Source organism: Photorhabdus machadonis (genome assembly GCF_052657765.1).
Genome location: NZ_CP199761.1, coordinates 178,228 through 195,917 on the forward strand (window position 1 = coordinate 178,228; position 17,690 = coordinate 195,917).

The 17,690-nt window shown below is 44.1% G+C and carries 19 protein-coding genes; 5 read left to right on the forward strand and 14 right to left on the reverse strand.

The window, feature by feature from the left end; all coding sequences use genetic code 11:
- Positions 1-52: 52 nt before the first annotated feature.
- Both ACUN2T_RS00900 and ACUN2T_RS00905 read left to right on the forward strand, forming a co-directional pair.
- A complete protein-coding gene (locus ACUN2T_RS00900) occupies positions 53-340 on the forward strand; it encodes an AlbA family DNA-binding domain-containing protein (protein WP_445495809.1) in 288 nt (95 codons plus the stop codon).
- A 23-nt stretch (positions 341-363) separates the two neighbouring features.
- On the forward strand, positions 364-1,470 hold the full coding sequence (locus ACUN2T_RS00905) for a hypothetical protein (RefSeq protein ID WP_445495810.1): 1,107 nt from the start codon (positions 364-366) through the stop codon (positions 1,468-1,470).
- Between the two features lie 444 nt (positions 1,471-1,914).
- On the opposite strand, the gene glpD is transcribed toward ACUN2T_RS00905, so the two are convergent.
- The 6 genes from glpD to gntX form a co-directional block, all read right to left on the reverse strand.
- The gene (gene glpD / locus ACUN2T_RS00910) at positions 1,915-3,408 is read right to left on the reverse strand and encodes a glycerol-3-phosphate dehydrogenase (protein WP_445495811.1); all 1,494 of its coding nucleotides are present in this window, start codon (positions 3,406-3,408) and stop codon (positions 1,915-1,917) included.
- A 241-nt stretch (positions 3,409-3,649) separates the two neighbouring features.
- Entirely contained in the window at positions 3,650-4,408 is a 759-nt protein-coding gene (locus ACUN2T_RS00915; protein ID WP_445495812.1) for a DeoR/GlpR family transcriptional regulator, read from the reverse strand.
- An 18-nt stretch (positions 4,409-4,426) separates the two neighbouring features.
- On the reverse strand, positions 4,427-5,281 hold the full coding sequence (glpG, locus tag ACUN2T_RS00920) for a rhomboid family intramembrane serine protease GlpG (protein ID WP_445495813.1): 855 nt from the start codon (positions 5,279-5,281) through the stop codon (positions 4,427-4,429).
- Between the two features lie 9 nt (positions 5,282-5,290).
- Positions 5,291-5,629: a thiosulfate sulfurtransferase GlpE gene (gene glpE, locus ACUN2T_RS00925; RefSeq protein WP_445495814.1), complete on the reverse strand. Its 339-nt coding sequence runs from the start codon at positions 5,627-5,629 to the stop codon at positions 5,291-5,293.
- 97 nt (positions 5,630-5,726) lie between these two features.
- A complete protein-coding gene (gene nfuA / locus ACUN2T_RS00930) occupies positions 5,727-6,302 on the reverse strand; it encodes a Fe-S biogenesis protein NfuA (protein WP_445495815.1) in 576 nt (191 codons plus the stop codon).
- A 59-nt stretch (positions 6,303-6,361) separates the two neighbouring features.
- Positions 6,362-7,045, reverse strand: a complete 684-nt coding sequence (gntX, locus tag ACUN2T_RS00935; RefSeq protein WP_445495816.1) for a DNA utilization protein GntX — start codon at positions 7,043-7,045, stop codon at positions 6,362-6,364.
- A 39-nt stretch (positions 7,046-7,084) separates the two neighbouring features.
- Here gntX and bioH point away from each other — a divergent pair, with 39 nt between their 5' ends.
- On the forward strand, positions 7,085-7,867 hold the full coding sequence (bioH, locus tag ACUN2T_RS00940) for a pimeloyl-ACP methyl ester esterase BioH (RefSeq protein WP_445495817.1): 783 nt from the start codon (positions 7,085-7,087) through the stop codon (positions 7,865-7,867).
- Between the two features lie 97 nt (positions 7,868-7,964).
- Here the strand turns inward: bioH and ACUN2T_RS00945 are convergent, their stop codons facing one another.
- Both ACUN2T_RS00945 and ACUN2T_RS00950 read right to left on the reverse strand, forming a co-directional pair.
- Positions 7,965-8,270: a type II toxin-antitoxin system RelE/ParE family toxin gene (locus ACUN2T_RS00945; protein ID WP_445495818.1), complete on the reverse strand. Its 306-nt coding sequence runs from the start codon at positions 8,268-8,270 to the stop codon at positions 7,965-7,967.
- Positions 8,271-8,281: 11 nt separating this feature from the next.
- Positions 8,282-8,698, reverse strand: a complete 417-nt coding sequence (locus ACUN2T_RS00950; RefSeq protein WP_445495819.1) for a hypothetical protein — start codon at positions 8,696-8,698, stop codon at positions 8,282-8,284.
- 193 nt (positions 8,699-8,891) lie between these two features.
- Here ACUN2T_RS00950 and ACUN2T_RS00955 point away from each other — a divergent pair, with 193 nt between their 5' ends.
- Positions 8,892-9,176, forward strand: a complete 285-nt coding sequence (locus ACUN2T_RS00955; protein WP_445495820.1) for a type II toxin-antitoxin system RelB/DinJ family antitoxin — start codon at positions 8,892-8,894, stop codon at positions 9,174-9,176.
- A gap of 58 nt (positions 9,177-9,234) precedes the next feature.
- On the opposite strand, the gene ACUN2T_RS00960 is transcribed toward ACUN2T_RS00955, so the two are convergent.
- The 4 genes from ACUN2T_RS00960 to ACUN2T_RS00975 form a co-directional block, all read right to left on the reverse strand.
- On the reverse strand, positions 9,235-9,474 hold the full coding sequence (locus ACUN2T_RS00960; RefSeq protein ID WP_445495821.1) for a FeoC-like transcriptional regulator: 240 nt from the start codon (positions 9,472-9,474) through the stop codon (positions 9,235-9,237).
- 9 nt (positions 9,475-9,483) lie between these two features.
- Positions 9,484-11,796 (reverse strand): Fe(2+) transporter permease subunit FeoB, encoded by a 2,313-nt coding sequence (gene feoB / locus ACUN2T_RS00965; RefSeq protein ID WP_445495823.1) that lies wholly within the window; start codon positions 11,794-11,796, stop codon positions 9,484-9,486.
- Between the two features lie 47 nt (positions 11,797-11,843).
- Complete coding sequence (gene feoA, locus ACUN2T_RS00970) at positions 11,844-12,077, reverse strand: ferrous iron transporter A (protein WP_350305812.1); 234 nt, start codon at positions 12,075-12,077, stop codon at positions 11,844-11,846.
- 269 nt (positions 12,078-12,346) lie between these two features.
- Positions 12,347-14,671, reverse strand: coding sequence for a Tex family protein (locus ACUN2T_RS00975; protein ID WP_445495824.1), 2,325 nt, complete (start codon positions 14,669-14,671; stop codon positions 12,347-12,349).
- A 251-nt stretch (positions 14,672-14,922) separates the two neighbouring features.
- Here ACUN2T_RS00975 and ACUN2T_RS00980 point away from each other — a divergent pair, with 251 nt between their 5' ends.
- Positions 14,923-15,093, forward strand: a complete 171-nt coding sequence (locus ACUN2T_RS00980; protein WP_445495825.1) for a hypothetical protein — start codon at positions 14,923-14,925, stop codon at positions 15,091-15,093.
- 499 nt (positions 15,094-15,592) lie between these two features.
- Here the strand turns inward: ACUN2T_RS00980 and ACUN2T_RS00985 are convergent, their stop codons facing one another.
- Complete coding sequence (locus ACUN2T_RS00985; protein WP_445495826.1) at positions 15,593-16,642, reverse strand: 3-oxoacyl-[acyl-carrier-protein] synthase III C-terminal domain-containing protein; 1,050 nt, start codon at positions 16,640-16,642, stop codon at positions 15,593-15,595.
- Between the two features lie 383 nt (positions 16,643-17,025).
- Complete coding sequence (gene greB, locus ACUN2T_RS00990) at positions 17,026-17,499, reverse strand: transcription elongation factor GreB (protein WP_445495828.1); 474 nt, start codon at positions 17,497-17,499, stop codon at positions 17,026-17,028.
- Between the last annotated feature and the right edge of the window lie 191 nt (positions 17,500-17,690).

The following is a 17,690-nucleotide window of genomic DNA, read 5'->3' on the forward strand; positions in this document are numbered from 1 at the left end:
GTAAGCTTGGTAGATTAGAAACAGAATAGACGGGCAGTAAGGAAATAATTCGATGGGCGTAACCCTACAGGAAATACTCGATCTCCAGACATTGGTTGAAACCAGCGAAGTTGAATTCAAATTAGCCAATGGCAGAGATGGCAAAGGCGAATTGCCCCGCGATTTTTGGCCAAGTTATAGTGCTATGGCGAATAGCGGTGGAGGTTGGGTTATTTTTGGGGTGAAAGAAAAAAAAGGTAAATTCACGCCAGTTGGTGTTGAAAACGTAGAGAAAATAAAATCCGATTTATTTAATACCGTTAATAATCCATCCATGGTCAGCGTCAAGATGACACACTAATCCATATTGCGTTACGTGAAGCATTGGTTAATACATTAGTGCATGCAGATTTTACCGGCAGGGTGTCCATATTGGTTGTGAAACGACCTGATATGTTTGGCTTTCGTAATCCCGGATTAATGAGAGTACCGATTGAATTTGCAATTAAAGGTGGAGATAGCGACTGCCGGAACAGGATCATGCATCAAATGTTTTTGCTAATTGGTTTAGGAGAACGGGCCGGATCAGGGTTACCTAAAATATATAGTGGATGGTCTTCTGCCGACTGGCGTCGACCCAATTTACATGAGCGCCAGATACCAGAGCAAACCTTGTTGGAGTTACCTACTGCTAGCTTGATCCCTGAAAATATTTTAATGCAGTTGAGACTCAGGTTTGGAAGCGAATTTGAACAATTAGAAAATCTTGATCGAGTGATTTTAGCTACAGTTGCTGTAGAAGGGTGGATTAATCATCAACGGGCTTGTGAGCTAACAACTCTACACTCCCGGGAGGTTACTTTGTCTTTTCCTCGCCTTGAACGTAAGGGGCTTCTGGTTTCGTCTGGTGAAAAGCGCAACAAATCCTACACATTACCGGGTATGTCGTTACCAAATCCAGAAGAGATTTTTTCCTCTGGAACAATAAATAGTGTTAACAATGGATTGGACTTATCTCAAAAGGAGACTAGTTTGCCTCATAAGGAGCCCAACTTGCCTCATAAGGAGTCCAACTTGCCTCATAAGGAACCCAGCTTGCCTCATAAGGAGCCCAGCTTGTCTCATGCGGTTTCAAGTATTCAAATCACCCGGGACGAGTTAGGGCGCCTCATTCCTACTGCGTTTAGCCTGCCATTTATTGATAACTTAGAGCACATGACATCAGATTTAAGAGAAAAATTGCAAAAAATTGCAAAACCGGCCTATGAAAACCGACGATTAGAACCGGAACAAATGCAACTGATTATTACGGAACTTTGTTATTCTCACTATATTCGTATTGATGTGCTAAGTGTGCTACTTAATCGCTCCGCGAAAAATCTTAGACAACGACATATAAAGCCACTGCTTGATAAACAATATTTACTTATGGCATTTCCACAAACACCAAATCATCCTAATCAAGGGTACACCGCCAGAACGTCATCATAGAGGTAACACTTTTTGCTGAATTAGGTGGAGATTCTGTAAGGTACAGTCCTGCCTAAATAATATATACCCGTCATCTTTCAAGTTGCCTCTTTGTTGGCTGCACTCACTCACCCCGGTCACATCGTTATCTATGCTCCCGGGGATTCGCTCCCTTCCCGTCTGATGTCGGCGGGAGTACCCTTTGGAGGTAAAGATGGAGTGGAAATTCTTTTTTCAATAGATTATTAGTCTATCTTTGTTAATTTAATTATTACTATGAATTTTAATATTTAATAATAGAATTTCTATATTTTTTGTATTAATGGTTACTGGAATAATAAGTAATAAAATTATATTTATCCATCTGAGATATTTTTAGTTGCAATTTGGGTGAGCATAAATAGAGAACAAGAACAGGCGCAGTATATATTTTGCGCCTGAAGTTTACGTCAATTTAATTTTTGTTCACAATAGCTTCGCATTCTCTGCTAGCCATACTGCAATGTGCTGTTTCTGTTCTTCATTCAGCCACATACCCAATTTGGTACGGCGCCAAATTGCATCATCCAGTTCAACAACCCACTCATTGTTAACCAAATAACAAAGTTCTGCTTCATATAGACCTTGGCCGAAGAATTCACCCAGATCAGCTAGACTGTTGGCACCTTGCAGAATCAGTTCACTATTGCTGCCGTAAGTACGGGCATAGCGCACGGCAACGCCTTCCGGTAACCAGTTATAGCGTTTACGCAGTAAGCGGGCGTAACCGTCGCGATCGCAGCCTTCCAAGTCACCACCCGGTAATTGACCATTTTTGCTCCAGGCTTTTCCGGCATTTGGATAGTATTGCATCATCTTCTCCATTGCGTGTTCCGCCAGCTTACGGTAAGTGGTCAATTTACCGCCGAATATAGACAGCAATGGCGCTTTGCCCTGCTCATCATGAATATCGAGTGTGTAGTCACGGGTAATTGCCTGAGGTGAATCAGATTCGTCATCACACAGTGGGCGTACGCCGGAATAGGTCCAGACGATATCTTCACGGCTAATTTGCTTCTTAAAGTGATTGTTATAGACTTCCAACAGATAGTTTATCTCTTGATCGTCAATCTTCACCTCTTTTGGATCGCCGTTATATTCCACATCGGTTGTTCCGATAATGGAGAATTCATCCATCCAGGGAATCACAAATACAATACGATTATCTTCGTTTTGCAGAATATAAGCTTGCGGCTCATCATGCACTCTTGGTACTACAATATGGCTGCCTTTGATCAGACGAATACCATAAGGTGATTTCAGTTTCAGACCATCGTCAAAGAATTCTTTAACCCAAGGACCGGTGGCGTTAACCAGACCTTTTGCATGCCAGGTATGCGTTTTACCTGTTCGCAGATCTTCGGCTTCAACCATCCAGCCATCTTGTTCACGCCATGCACGGGTAACTTTTGTTCGGGTACGGACTTCTCCACCGTGTTTTTTGACTTCCTGAGCGTTAAGGACAACTAAACGGGCGTCATCAACCCAGCAGTCGGAATATTCAAAGCCGCGGACTAATTCTGGTTTTAGAACGGAATTAGCACCGAATTTTAGCCCTTTACTGCTCGGCAGGCTGACGCGTTTGCCTAAATTGTCATAAAGGAATAGACCAATGCGGATCATCCATGCCGGGCGTAGGTGTGGCTGGTGCGGCAGACGAAAACGCATCGGGAAAGCGATGTGTGGTGCGAGATTCAATAAAACTTCACGTTCTGCCAGCGCTTCGCTGACCAGACGGAATTCATAATGTTCCAGATAGCGCAGGCCACCGTGGATCAGTTTTGAACTGGCGGATGAAGTGGCTTTAGCTAAGTCTTGCGCTTCCAGCAGCAGAACAGAGAGTCCCCGGCCAGCGGCATCTGCCGCGATACCGGCGCCGTTGATCCCGCCGCCGATCACAATCAAGTCTTTGGTTTCCATGCATCCCCCTAAAATGTTCGAAACAGTTCTTTAATGTTCGTTTTCGCTCACAATTGTAATCAGAAATCCATAAATAGCCAACTATTTACGTAGAAAAAACATGTTCGCGTGATATAGGTAACAAATATTATCATTACCATATAATTCACATGGTATTAATTTGAATGCGATAAAGATGGGATGACGTGGAACGGGGAGGGGATGTTGGGGATAGCGTTATCCCCAAATAGAGAGAAAATTATCAGCAGATCTCAAGCTGAACGTTATGTTGTTCAATGACTTTCTGGATACTTGGAGGGGGGGAGTGGTCAGTAAATAAGTAATCAATGAGATTCATGTTACCCAGATTGACCATAGCGTTGCGACCAAATTTAGAATGGTCAGTCACCAGCATGACGCAACGGGAATTTTCGATAATCGCGCGTTTAATGCGTACTTCATGGTAATCAAACTCCAGCAGAGAGCCATCCATATCGATACCACTGATGCCGAGAATGCCGTAATCGAGCCGAAACTGGGAGATAAAATCCAGTGTAGCTTCACCGATAATCCCCCCGTCACGGGTACGAATCTCCCCACCCGCCAGGATTAAACGGAAGTCTTCCTTTGTCATCAAGAGGGTAGCTACATTGAGGTTGTTAGTGACAATCCGTAGATTTTTATGATTTAGCAGTGCGTGGGCGACGGCTTCGGGTGTCGTGCCAATATCAATAAACAGCGTTGCGCCATCCGGGATATGGCTGGCAACACGTTGGGCAATACGTGCTTTCTCTTCTGACCACATGATTTTGCGGTCATGATAAGCGGTATTGACTGAACTGGATGGCAATGCGGCACCGCCGTGATGTCGCTGTATTTTGTTTTTGTCTGCCAGGTCGTTCAAATCACGGCGGATAGTCTGGGGGCTGACATTAAAGTGTTCAACCAACTCTTCAGTACTGACATAGCCCTGAAGACGTACCAGCTCAACTATTGCATCATGCCGTTGAGTTTGTTTCACGATAGTCCCCTAATGTGCTTAAAAATGCCGGTTGTGAGTGTTATTTTTGAAGGTATGACGGTTATCCCACAGCGCCATCAGTAAGCCGATAATTAAACCGGAAAAATGGGCCGCGTTGGCAATAGCGAGTCCAAACGTGTCGAAGTAGCCAATCATCAGCCAGAGGATCGAAAAAGCCATCAAGCCGCGGGGAATGCCAATGCCGCGCTCAGGTGCACGTTCACCGGTAAACCAGACATAACTAATTAACGCGTAAACAACACCGGAAAGACCGCCAAAATGAGAGCCACTGAATAAGGATTGTCCCCAGCCACTGAAAACCGCAGAAACGATAGTGATAACAAACAGCTTGCTTGTACCAAGGCGCTTCTCTGTTTGTCCGCCAAGATACCACCACCACATTAGATTAAAGATGATATGCAATAGTGAGAAATGCAGTAAACCGTGAGTAACCCAACGCCATAGCTCCAGATGTTGACTGTTGTCAGGCCAGGCTAGCCAGGACATAACCTGATAATCCCCGGCGAATTGCATCCAGAGATAAACGGCGATATTCAGGATCAGAACTGTCATTGTTAATGGGCCAGCCTGACGACTCAAATATTGCCAATTCAGATTGTTATGGTATTTCAATGAGTGATTCACATTGCCGGATTGCCAACTGGCCGCCTGATAACGTTCGTTCAGTGGGTCACAAGTAAATTGTTCCAGCTCTTGTTGAACGATGGCGAGTTTAGTGTCATCTTCCAGCCACAGTTCTACGTGCTGCCCATCGTGACTCGGACGCATAGTCAGATGTACTTGATGGGTTGCCATATAATCAATAAAAGCTTGCGCCAGACGCGGGTTTGAAATAGCGATTACGTGGATCATGAGGTGTTGTTATGCCAGATTATGTAATAAGGAATCAACAGCTTGAGGATAGTCTCTCTGCCAGGCTTCAAAGCCGCCATTAATACTGTAAACCGCTTCAAAACCCATGTTCAGTAAATATTGAGCGGCGCTCTGGCTGCTGTGACCGTGGTAACACATGACCATGACCGGTTGCTCGAAATGGGTCTGCAACATAAATTCATTTAATGTGTCATTGGTTAAATGAAAGGCCCCAGAGGCATGACCGGCCCGGAAGCTCTGTGGATCGCGGATATCCACCATAATGGCGGATTTATCTTGCCAATGTTGATAAGCCTGCTCAGGGCTGATTGTTTGAAAATGTTCCATATATATTCTGAATTGCCCTTAGAACTTAGAGATTATTCCATTAGGTTATTTTGTAGTGACATTTTCCCGACGGTTACCCGAACGGGAAAGTCAGTTGTCAGTAATAAGAGTGTTCACCGCGTTGGTGTTCAGTCAAGTCTCTGACACCTTTTAATTCCGGGAACATGTTCAGCAACTCTTTTTCAATTCCTTCTTTCAGGGTGACATCGACCATTGAACAACCATTGCAGCCACCGCCGAACTGAAGGATAGCGAAGCCCTCATCAGTGATTTCCATCAGGCTGACGCGACCACCGTGACCCGCTAATTGTGGGTTAATTTGTGATTGTAAGACATATTCCACCCGTTCGATCAGGGGAGAATCATCAGAAACTTTACGCATTTTGGCGTTAGGGGCTTTTAATGTTAGCTGAGAACCAAGCTGATCGGTGACAAAATCAATTTCTGCTTCTTCAAGGAAGGGAGCGCTTAGTTCGTCAATGTAAGCTGACAGTTTATCAAATTTCAGTTCAGTATCTGTCGCTTCAACGGCATCCGGCGGGCAGTAAGACACGCCGCACTCAGCGGTAGGTGTTCCTGGATTGATGACAAATACGCGAATTTGTGTACCCGGTTCTTGGTTTGCCAGTAATTTGGCAAAATGAGCTTGCGCTGCTTCAGTAATATTAATCATATCATTTGCTCAATAGTTGACTGCTATAGTTGGTTATAATACGCCCATTCTCATCTTGACTACAAGGTTCGGCAAATTGCCCAGACCTGCACTGAGCGGGCGCCAGCACGAATTAACAAACGAGAAATTTCGGTCATCGTCGCACCGGTGGTAATCACATCATCAATTATGGCTATGTGTTGTCCTGTGACGGGGCCACAAAGCCGGAACGCTTTCCTGAGATTAGTTTTACGACGTGCCGCTGATAAATTTCTTTGTGGTAGTGTAGCACGCGTCCGTTGCAGAATGCTTTGCTGATAATCGCATTGTAGCCATTCTGATAGTTGCTTTGCGATTAATCCACCTTGATCAAATCCCCGTTTCCAGCGCCTGTGCCGATGCAGTGGCACACTGAGCAGCATATTGGGTTTATACCATCGTCCATCACGATAGCCTTGTTGCCAGTGCAGCAGAAACAGACGCGCCAGAACTGACGCGAGTTGTGGCGTGCTGTGATATTTATAGCGGCGAATCAGGCTGCTCAATGGTGGGCGATAATCGGTAATCGCGATCATTTGTTCCCAGAGCGGGGGGGTCTTGATACAGCGCCCACAAGGCAGTGAAGTTAATTCTGAAGGCAGTGCACAACGAGGGCACATATTTGTCAGACGTTTCAGCCGTTTGTTGCAAAAGCTGCATATTCCATGATGTGGAAACCAAAGAGGCTGACGGCATAGCCAACAGTACCCAACCATTGTTAGCATAGGTTTCTTCCTTGATGGCAAATAAAGTTGAGAATAACAATGGCTGATCTGTTTTGGCAGACTTCTGCGGGAGATTCGCGTGATCTTGTGTTGCTGCACGGATGGGGGCTGAATGCGGAAGTTTGGCGTTCCATTGAAATGCGATGTGTTCCGCATTTTCGTTTACATCTGGTGGATTTACCGGGTTATGGTCGCAGCCAGAAATACGGCCCGATGAGCCTTGATGAGATGGCGGATGAAGTCTGGCAGTATGCGCCTGAAAATGCGTTGTGGCTGGGTTGGTCGTTGGGTGGGTTGGTTGCCAGCCAGATTGCGCTTAACCATCAGCATAAGGTTGCCGGATTAATTACTGTGGCGTCTTCACCACATTTCAGTGCAGAAGGTGACTGGCCGGGGATTAAACCTGAGGTTTTGAGCGGTTTCGAACATCAGCTTAGTGAAGATTTCCAGCGCACAGTGGAGCGTTTTCTTGCTTTGCAGACATTGGGTACAGCCAGCGCCCGTCAGGATGCGCGGTTACTGAAATCCGTTGTATTGGCGCAGCCGATGCCTTCGGTTGAAGTGCTTAATGTTGGTTTGGAAATTTTGCGTACCGAAGATTTAAGAGAACCTTTGGCTGAACTTTCCATACCGTTCCTGCGTATTTACGGTTATCTGGATGGTTTGGTGCCAAGAAAAATGATCAGTATTCTTGATGAGAAATGGCCGCGTTCAGTGTCAGCGATGATGCGTCATGCCGCCCATGCGCCTTTTATTTCTCATCCTGATGAATTTGTTGAATTATTGATTGATTTTGTCAGAAAAGAATCGTTTTTAGGCTGATAATGTAACAAACTTATTATCGGCGTGGTTTGGAAGAGTAAAACGTCCGCCGCATGGATGCGGCGGTTCGATTTTACGGGTTGAGATTAACAGAGCGTTAATAAGAAGCAGCTAATTTTGGAAACTGCTGTTTCTGGTGTAGAACACGAAGTATTCTGATTACCCTTCCATCGAAATCGTAATAGATGTTAAAGGGAACGGATGTGAGTATGAAACATCTTCCCTGAATCCCTTCCTTACAGACGCCTGCAAGAGGGCTTGATATCAAAATATCCTCTACGGACTCAATAATTTCATCAGTTCTATCTGCTGAAATCGGGCTAAATTCATATAGATACTCAAAAATATCTTCCCGATCATTTAGAACATTAAGTTCCCAGACCAGAGATATATCATCTTCCATGGAGCATCTCCTTACATTTTTTCGTCTTCAATAACCAACTTAAAAATGACTCCTCCATCTTCATACAAGAGACTGTCTTCATCACACTCACGTTTGATTGGAAGAAGTGTTTGATCTTCTGTGAATCTCGCATGTCCTTTCTTAAGTGTGTAACGAACCAATCCAGTAGCTGCTCCTTTTTTTCCTGATATGGAAAATCCATTATCTCCATAAGGATTAATCATCCATAAATCTTCTTCTTGATCGTATAGAACATCGACTTTTCCGCCAATTGTTGTTTCAATTTTATCTAGAATGTCTGACGAAATCCTCACGGATAATTCTTGAGAATTTGTAGATTGTTTGTAGGTTTGTGAGACTACGATAGATGCGGATGATCCTCTTCGCGATGAGGCTTTGCTTTTTTGCAATTGACTTTTGAATGCCATAAATCCTCCATTTTGAGTATAAATTTTATCATAAAATTCTCTAATTACGATCTATATTTGTATATTAATTGATCTTATAATTTTGTGTGCTAACACGCTATAGAATCCAAATGTAATCTCCTGGAAATAGAAAAATAACTTTTTGTCATCACAATTGTGCTAACATCAGTGCATTCTTAGAAGGAGTTTTTTTATGGAATCCCGCATCCAATTCCGCATTAGCAATGAAACCAAAAGGCTGGCTCAACAATCAGCAGAGAGGAAAGGTGTAACACTCAGCGATGTCTGTAGGACATTTGTTGAAAGTCTTGCGGAAGGGCAACGCAAATTAGGTGAACATGAGCAGTGGTTAAAGGCAGAAGTAGATGCTGCTTTTGAAAAATTAGCGGCAGGCGAATCACAATTTTTGTCCCGTCAAGAAGCAAAATTGCGAATGGAAAAAAAGAAAGCCGCGATCAGAGCCAAACGAAACTCGTAAAATAGTGCATTTAAAACTGTCCTCAATCAATGCCGCAGGCAATTGCTATTACCAGTATCTAACGTACCTTGGCGATCCGATAAACCGCCGTATCACATTTCTGGGTTTCAGGGCATTGTTTGCAACTGCCACTCAGGCAAGCAGTTGCATCAACCTTTTCCAGTTTGCCCATCACGGTAAGCTGTTCAAGCATAGCGGCAATCATCTGTACGGACGCACAAAGCTGGCGGCTCAACAGCGTGGCATCTGCCCGTCCATTTAGAGCGACTGCGTTCCTTACTTGTAACAGGCTAATCATTTTTAATTCCTAGTGACAGTTTCCACTGGAGCAGTGGCAGCTATTTCCCGGGTTGTTGATTAACTTCATGGTCACGCGGCTGCGCGCCCGACGCAGGAAGCAGAACACCAGTGCGTTAAAGAGAACGACGGTCAGAATGATGATCAGGCTGCTTTGTGGATGCTGTGAGAAAGTCACCATCTGGTAGAACAGGGCTGAAATTGAATAAGCCACATTCAGTCCCCACAGAATGGAGAATGTCATCCAACCACGGCTTGTTTCACGCGCGATCGCGCCCATCACAGAAACACAAGGCACATATAACAGAACAAAGATCAGATAACTGTAAGCTGAAATAGCGGAGCCAAATTTTGTACTCATGATTCCCATAGAACCGCTATCCATCTCTCCGTCGCCTTTACTGGCTTCAATTGGGTTGGAGAGTACGCTCAAAGTGAAGGTGTCTTTCAGGCTTTCCCAGGTCTCACCAGCAGCATCTTTCAGTTCACCAAGCAGGCTGAACCCATCTGCATCAAATGGCTTATTTGTAATGCTTTCTGCGGTGTACAAGGTATTCAGTGTCCCGACAACCACTTCTTTTGCCATCGCACCGGTTATCAGTCCCACGGCGGCCTGCCAGTTATCTTCATGAACGCCAATTGGCTGTAGCAGTGGTGTAATAACTTTGCTGACCGAAGCCAGTGCTGATTCGTTGATGCTATCCACGGCTTTACCGGAGAAGGAGAAGCTGTTGAGTGCACCGATAAACATACTGGCGATAACAATGACTTTACCTGCACGGATAACAAAACCTTTCAGGCGTTGCCATGTTTGCAACAGCAGGGTTTTCAGATGTGGAATATGGTAAACCGGTAGCTCCATCACAAATGGTGAGGCTTCACCACGCATAATGGTGTATTTCAGCATCAGGCCAGTCAGGATAGCCACCACAATACCCAATATATAAAGGGAAAAAACTACGGTTGCACCATTTTTGCCAAAGAATGCAGCGGCAAAAACGGCAAAGATGGCCAGCCGTGCACCACAAGACATAAAGGGTGCCATCATAATCGTGATCAGGCGCTCACGCGGTGCATCCAGGGTTCTCGCACCCATAATTGAGGGTACGTTACAACCGAAGCCAACGATCAATGGGACAAAAGATTTGCCCGGTAGCCCCAGAACCTGCATCAGACGATCCATAACAAATGCCGCTCGTGCCATATAACCGGAGTCCTCAAGGAAAGAGAGGAACAAATACATCATACCGATTTGTGGTACCAGTGGCAGAACCGTGTTGATACCGCCGCCAATACCTTGCGCGAGAAAAATAGTCAGCCCTTCAGGAAAATGTAATGTATGACCAAGCCATTGAACGCCATGAATGAAAACAGCGATAGAACCTGCGTCGAAAATAGGCTGCAATGCACCACCGATATTAATCGCGAGTACGAACATTAAATACATCACAGCCAGAAAAATGGGCACACCCAACCAGCGATTGAGGATGATGTTATCAATTGCTTGGGTGAGTTTGTTTGGCATGGCTTTTTGGCTGTCGATCACGACCATGCATAATGTGTTGATGCTTTGATAGCGTGCATCGGCAATAACCAGTTCCGGTTCTTCGTATTGTTGTTGTTGCAGGCGTTCCTTGGATTCGGCCAGCGTTAATGTCGTAAGGCCGGAACGCTCCAGGCTGTAAATGTCCCCTTCAAGTATCTGAAGGGCTAACCAGCGGCGTTGTTGAGCATTAAAATCGTCTGAAATTGTACCAGATAGCTGATCAACTTCTTGCAACAAGCAATCAGGGTAGCGAATCAGTGACTGCGCAGAATTCTGTTTATGGCGGTCAATTGCTTGTTTTAGTTCATTGAGTCCGGTTGCGCGGGTTGAAACCATTGGAATGACTGGACAGCCAAGGTGCTTCTCCAATTCCGCAATATTGATTTGAATATGCTGGCTTTTAGCGATATCCAGCATATTCAGCGCAACAATGCATGGAATGCCTAATTCCAACAGTTGTAATGTTAGATAGAGATTTCGCTCAAGGTTAGAAGCGTCTACGACGTTAATTAGCATGTCAGCATCACCGCTCAGGATGTAGTGGCAGGCTATCTGCTCATCGAGTGATGTTTGTTCAGAAATCGTAGTCAGAGAGTAGGTTCCCGGCAGGTCAACCAGCTCAATTTTATGGTCTTCAGTGGTAAAACGGCCAACTTTGCGTTCTACCGTGACGCCTGCCCAGTTGCCTACACGTTGACGGGCACCAGTAAGTTGGTTAAATAATGTCGTTTTGCCGGCATTGGGGTTGCCGATTAAGCCAATAGTGAGTGCTTTCATGTTCTTGGTGCCAGATTAGGAGTAACAGTTTTATTGCTTGCAGTGGATTATGCATTGCATTGGACGTTGTCTAATGTGAGAAATTCCAAGTCTTTTTTTCTCAGAATCAGGTTAACTCTACGGGTCTCAATTTGTATCGGATCGCCTAAAGGCGCTAAACGGACAACATGAAAAGAGGAACCGGGCAACATGCCTAATGACAGCAATTTTTGCCGGTAAGCTGGGCTGATCTTGGGAGAAAAGCCAATAATCTTGTAACTGTGGTCTGGAAGAAGTTGCATATAACCTTCCGGGATGCGTGATAAGTAAAATAATCTCGAGAACCAGAGTCGTACTTAATATTATGTAAAGTACGATTTTTATCCTATGCATGTTAATTGCAAATAAGAATAATAACCAACATTAATTTCAATGTTGATCGTATTTTCAATAATTAATGTTCAATAAGTAACCGAGGTTGACAGGGGCAAGTGCATTTGGATTTTGTCTGACAGCCGAGATGAGATATGCACTGCCAGAGCAGTGCATATTGTTTGCGATGATAAGATTATCAGCGTTTTTTTCCGAATGCGGCGGCCAGTGCGTCACTCATGGCACTGTTTCCGGCTGGCGTTGAAGCGCGCGGAGGAGTTCGGTTTTTGTCATTGCGTTCAGGGCGGCGCTCAGTTTGAGGATGACTACTGCGGCGTGAGTGGGCTTCTCCCGGTTGTTCATCAAGCCGCATGGTCAGAGCGATACGCTTACGGTTCAGGTCAACTTCCAGCACTTTGATTTTGACGATATCGCCTGCTTTTACCACGGTGTGAGGATCTTCCACAAAGCGATCTGACAGCGAAGAGATATGCACCAGGCCATCTTGATGAACACCGATGTCGACAAATGCGCCGAAGTTAGTCACGTTAGTGACCGCACCTTCCAGTACCATCCCCGGACTCAGGTCATTCATCGTTTCCACCCCGTCAGCGAAGGTCGCGGTTTTAAACTCTGGGCGTGGGTCACGGCCAGGTTTTTCCAGCTCTTTCAGAATATCGGTGACGGTTGGAACACCAAATTGTTCGGTGGTGAAATCCTGAGGTTGCAATCCACGCAGTGAAGCAGGATTACCCATCAATTCCTGGAGTTTCTGTTCAGTGGCCGCCAAAATTTTTTCAACTACTGGATAAGCTTCCGGGTGAACAGTCGATGCATCCAGCGGGTTATCACCGTGATTGATACGCAGGAAGCCGGCACACTGTTCAAACGCTTTTGGCCCAAGGCGGCTGACTTTCAGTAATTGTGCGCGGTTATTGAAGCGGCCATTCTCATCGCGCCAATTTATGATGTTCTGGGCAATCATACGGGTCAGCCCGGCAACTCGGGTCAATAGAGGAACAGACGCGGTATTCAGATCCACGCCTACGGCGTTTACACAATCCTCAACTACTGCGTCCAGTTTTTTGGCAAGTTGGGTCTGGCTGACATCATGTTGATATTGACCTACGCCGATAGATTTCGGATCGATTTTCACTAATTCAGCCAGTGGATCTTGCAGGCGGCGAGCGATAGAGACTGCACCGCGCAGTGAAACGTCCAGGCCAGGAAATTCCTGTGCTGCCAGTTCTGATGCAGAATAAACAGATGCGCCCGCCTCGCTGACAATCACTTTTTGGCCTTTTATCTCCGGGAACTGTTTCTGGACATCGGCGAAGAAACGTTCTGTTTCGCGGGAAGCGGTACCGTTACCGATAGCGACCAGTTCCACCTGATGTTTGATACACAACGCGGCCACGCTTGCGGCGGCTTTGGCGGTTTGCCCGGTGTGCGGATAGATAGTGTCTGTGGCGATCAGTTTGCCAGTTGCATCAATGACGGCAACTTTAACACCGGTACGCAGACCGGGATCGAGCCCCATTGTTGCGCGCATACCTGCTGGTGCGGCCATCAACAGATCTTGCAGGTTACGGGCGAATACCTTGATAGCTTCATCTTCTGCTTTTTCACGTAACGTGCTCATCAATTCTGTTTCAAGATGCAGCAATACTTTGACACGCCAGGTCCAGTTTACGACGGCTTTGCGCCAGCTATCCGCCGGTGCATTGTTCAGGCGCAGATTAAGATGTTGGGTAATAATCTGTTCGCAGTAGCTCTCTTTGGGGGATTCATCAAACTGGGGATCAGCATTCAGAGAAAGTTGCAGCATGCCTTCATTACGACCACGGAACATGGCTAATGCGCGGTGAGAGGGGACCTGTGCGATAGGTTCATGGTAATCAAAATAGTCGCGGAATTTAGCACCTGCTTCTTCTTTTCCTGTGGCGACTTTGGCGACCAGATGGGCATTTTTCCATAAATAGTCACGAACTTTTGCCAATAATGCCGCATCTTCAGCGAAACGCTCCATCAGGATATAACGAGCGCCATCCAGAGCGGCTTTAGTATCGGCTATACCTTTATCGACATTAACAAAGATGGCGGCAACCTGCTCCGGTTCCTGTTGTGGATCTTGCCACAGAGAGCTTGCCAGAGGTTCAAGACCTGCTTCAATAGCGATTTGCCCACGGGTACGACGTTTCGGCTTGTATGGCAGATAAAGATCTTCTAGTTCTGTTTTGCTCTGGGTGCCATTAATTGCTTCGGCCAGTTCTGGTGTCAGCTTGCCTTGCTCGTCAATGGATTTAAGAATGGTTTGTCGGCGGTCTGACAGTTCACGCAGATAACCAAGGCGACTCTCAAGTTGGCGAAGTTGGGTGTCATCCAGACCGCCGGTGGCTTCTTTACGATATCGTGCAATAAAGGGGACAGTATTCCCTTCATCAAGCAGACTCATGGCTGAAAGGACTTGTTGTGGCTGGGCCTGTAGCTCACTGGCAATAATTCGGCTTAAAGATTCATTCATGTTGTGTTTTCTTCTGGTGGATAGGCTTCAAATATTCACAAAAACCCCTTTATACGTTCTGAGAGGAACAATTTCCAGTTCATGTCTGATCTTATTCTGACGGGTTACGATATAATTCAATGAATTTATTGTCGGCTACACTATAGCAACTGCGATTAAATCAAATTTTTTCATTAGATTTTTCGTGTAAAAAATTAGCTACATTCCCTGCGAAAGTGAGTTTGCTCCGGGCTTTTAAAACAGGAATATTGATGGAAAAGGCCGTGCTGGTATGTGAATCAGGCTGTTACCTCAACTGTAGCGCAATGGAACCGATTATTGTTACTTGCCCCGTTTCTGGCATTGGTGAGCATTTAGGGGGAAATAGTAAAGTTGCGGAATTTCTATATGCTGTTAATATAAAAATGGTTATTATATTTTAAATATGAAAGATGATATTGGTATATAATCAGAATAATTAACTGTTATTATTGAAAATAATGATTTATGAGACGTTTTCTGGATTTCTTTAATACTTTTGAATATATAGTTTTCTGTCGAAATTGGATTTTTTTAGAAGTTGGGTATAAATGACAAAGGATTTAAGGTTGATAAAATTAAACTGACTAAATAAATTTAAAATAATTCTGTGTTCAAAGTAATGTGATTGTTAATTAAGGTCAGAAGACTGCGTGGTCTTCTGACCTTATTAATGATATCCAGGCGAATAGCTACCCCAGGACAATGTAGACAGGAGTTTACTTATTGTATCTTTAATCTGATAGGTTTGTTTTTTTGCCATAAATGGCTCAGGATTTAACCTATCGTGCTAATGTTTCACTATGAATCAAACTGGAGTCATAATATCAATTAGTTTAAGTGGTATATTTCCGATTTCATGTACCTTGCTATTTGCTTTGGTCGGCGCAGTAGCGATACGTATTAAAATTTAAATGACATTGCCGCAAAAACCATTCCACCACTTCCTGCCCATCCCATACAGAATTGCTCTTTTTCCAATACACCTTGGTGAACAGCATCAATGATTCCAAAAGGAATAGATGCAGTAACAATGTTACCTGTTTTATGTCCAACATGATGCATTTTGTTATCAACATCGATCGACTGTCCAAATTCGTGCCACATTTTTGGTGAACCCGTGTGAATAAAGATCTTGTGAATATCATTCTTGGAAACTTGGTGCTTATTAAATACCCCTATTGTTCCTTCCCGGCCATATTCATGTAGTAGAGCTGCATATGAATTAAACCGACATTGTCCACCAAGAGGTGAAATGCGTTCAACATCAGAATCGTTACAGAACAGTTCCCAGTTTGGCAAGGAAATGGTAGATAGATCACCTAAATCTGGTCTGTTGATATAAGAAAACTTGAAATTATCCGGTGATTCATTACTCAATATGGTAACAGTTGTTGCTTCGCCTATCGTAAAACTTGGAAATTTATAAGCTAACTCGGATGAAGAAGACAAAGAAAAGTTCTCTGGGAAGATAGGCCCACCATCGGACATACCAAACTCCATATTAACAATAGCAGCATGGCGTATTTCACCCGCCTTCATTTTACTATTGATAATATCCATCGCTGTCACCCAGCCGTTACAGGCGTCTATGACATCGTAATTCCTGCAATTGAGTCCCAGCGCTTTTGCGATAAAAGTACTATTGGCCGGCTCAGTGAAGCCACGAGTGACACTGGGATAGATCAACAAATCGATTTCTGCTTTGCTTATATTAGCTTGTGCTAAAGCGCGATCGAATGTTGCTTCCATGAGTTGCATGGGTTTTTCACCCTCAGCTAGCCAATATCGGGTTTCTATACCACTTTTATTGAGTAATTTTCCGATTGATTTTAAGGTCTTGGATAAATCTCCTTGAAAGGTTTCTTTTGAATGTTGCTCAACTAAATTAACAATTTCCTCATTTGTAACAAGCCGTGATGGAAGTGATCCTGCTATGCCTGCTATTTTCATTACCGCATCCTCTAGATAAATATCTTAAAAATTCTGTTTTGCTAGTATTTTAGTAAAAAATGAAATTTAGTTTCTACTCTGTACAATACAGAGTTATATTAAAAATAATTAGAAATTATATTTTCACGAAATATAAACAAAGGGGTTACATATCAGTAAAGTTTATTGTGAATTTAATTTTTCTCCGTTGAGATAATTTGATTGCTTATATTTCTAACATAAGTCCGGCTCAAATCAAGGGTCGAATATTATTTTTTATTTCTTTATGTTCAGACTGTGTAAACTTTAAAATACATTCCGTATTTGTGATTTTTTATTTATATGCGTGATTATTATCGAGACTAAATAAAGTCTAATTGTGTCATGTTGAAACAGTATACAGACTATTTCATATATTCTATCTCATTCACGTACCATAAGACTTTTCCTGTTGGCGTATGAACGATTGCACTGTCTCCGACTTCTTTCTTCAATAAAGCCCGAGCCATTGGAGAATCGATCGATATGTAGTCTTTGCGACCAAAAATCTCATCGTACCCAACAATACGGAAGCGTTTACTCTCACCTTGATCATTTTCGATTTCTACCCATGCACCAAAGAACACACGGCCATCTTGTTGAGGGGAGTAATCAACACACCGTAGTTCTTCCAGACTCTTGGTCAGGTATCTGACTCTTCGATCAATTTCCCGTAGTCTCTTCTTGTTATATTGATAATCTGCGTTTTCGCTCCTGTCTCCGAGGCTTGCCGCCCAAGTGACTTTTTTAGTGACTTCCGGGCGTTCTTCACGCCATAGATAATCCAATTCTTCCTTTAGTTTGTTGTAGCCTTCGCGGGTTATAAGCTTAGTCTTCATTTTATGTTGTAGAGATAGTGAGTTTCATTGATAAATATCATTATAAGTTATTGTGGCAATTCTTATAAGGTAGGCTTTAAGAGTTGCAACCACCTACTCGTTCAGGTCATTTTCGACGATGAAAAGCTGGAAGTGAAGCGTCGCAGATTTACCGGCAACGCTTCCTCTAAAAGCACGATGACATCGGAATG

Bases quoted from the DNA above. Each gene is read 5' to 3' on its own strand.
- ACUN2T_RS00900 (WP_445495809.1), top strand. From the start codon at position 53: ATGGGCGTAACCCTACAGGAAATACTCGATCTCCAGACATTGGTTGAA.
- glpD (WP_445495811.1), bottom strand. From the start codon at position 3,408: ATGGAAACCAAAGACTTGATTGTGATCGGCGGCGGGATCAACGGCGCC.
- glpG (WP_445495813.1), bottom strand. From the start codon at position 5,281: ATGATCCACGTAATCGCTATTTCAAACCCGCGTCTGGCGCAAGCTTTT.
- glpE (WP_445495814.1), bottom strand. From the start codon at position 5,629: ATGGAACATTTTCAAACAATCAGCCCTGAGCAGGCTTATCAACATTGG.
- nfuA (WP_445495815.1), bottom strand. From the start codon at position 6,302: ATGATTAATATTACTGAAGCAGCGCAAGCTCATTTTGCCAAATTACTG.
- gntX (WP_445495816.1), bottom strand. From the start codon at position 7,045: ATGCTAACAATGGTTGGGTACTGTTGGCTATGCCGTCAGCCTCTTTGG.
- bioH (WP_445495817.1), top strand. From the start codon at position 7,085: ATGGCTGATCTGTTTTGGCAGACTTCTGCGGGAGATTCGCGTGATCTT.
- ACUN2T_RS00945 (WP_445495818.1), bottom strand. From the start codon at position 8,270: ATGGAAGATGATATATCTCTGGTCTGGGAACTTAATGTTCTAAATGAT.
- ACUN2T_RS00950 (WP_445495819.1), bottom strand. From the start codon at position 8,698: ATGGCATTCAAAAGTCAATTGCAAAAAAGCAAAGCCTCATCGCGAAGA.
- ACUN2T_RS00955 (WP_445495820.1), top strand. From the start codon at position 8,892: ATGGAATCCCGCATCCAATTCCGCATTAGCAATGAAACCAAAAGGCTG.
- ACUN2T_RS00960 (WP_445495821.1), bottom strand. From the start codon at position 9,474: ATGATTAGCCTGTTACAAGTAAGGAACGCAGTCGCTCTAAATGGACGG.
- feoB (WP_445495823.1), bottom strand. From the start codon at position 11,796: ATGAAAGCACTCACTATTGGCTTAATCGGCAACCCCAATGCCGGCAAA.
- feoA (WP_350305812.1), bottom strand. From the start codon at position 12,077: ATGCAACTTCTTCCAGACCACAGTTACAAGATTATTGGCTTTTCTCCC.
- ACUN2T_RS00975 (WP_445495824.1), bottom strand. From the start codon at position 14,671: ATGAATGAATCTTTAAGCCGAATTATTGCCAGTGAGCTACAGGCCCAG.
- ACUN2T_RS00980 (WP_445495825.1), top strand. From the start codon at position 14,923: ATGGAAAAGGCCGTGCTGGTATGTGAATCAGGCTGTTACCTCAACTGT.
- ACUN2T_RS00985 (WP_445495826.1), bottom strand. From the start codon at position 16,642: ATGAAAATAGCAGGCATAGCAGGATCACTTCCATCACGGCTTGTTACA.
- greB (WP_445495828.1), bottom strand. From the start codon at position 17,499: ATGAAGACTAAGCTTATAACCCGCGAAGGCTACAACAAACTAAAGGAA.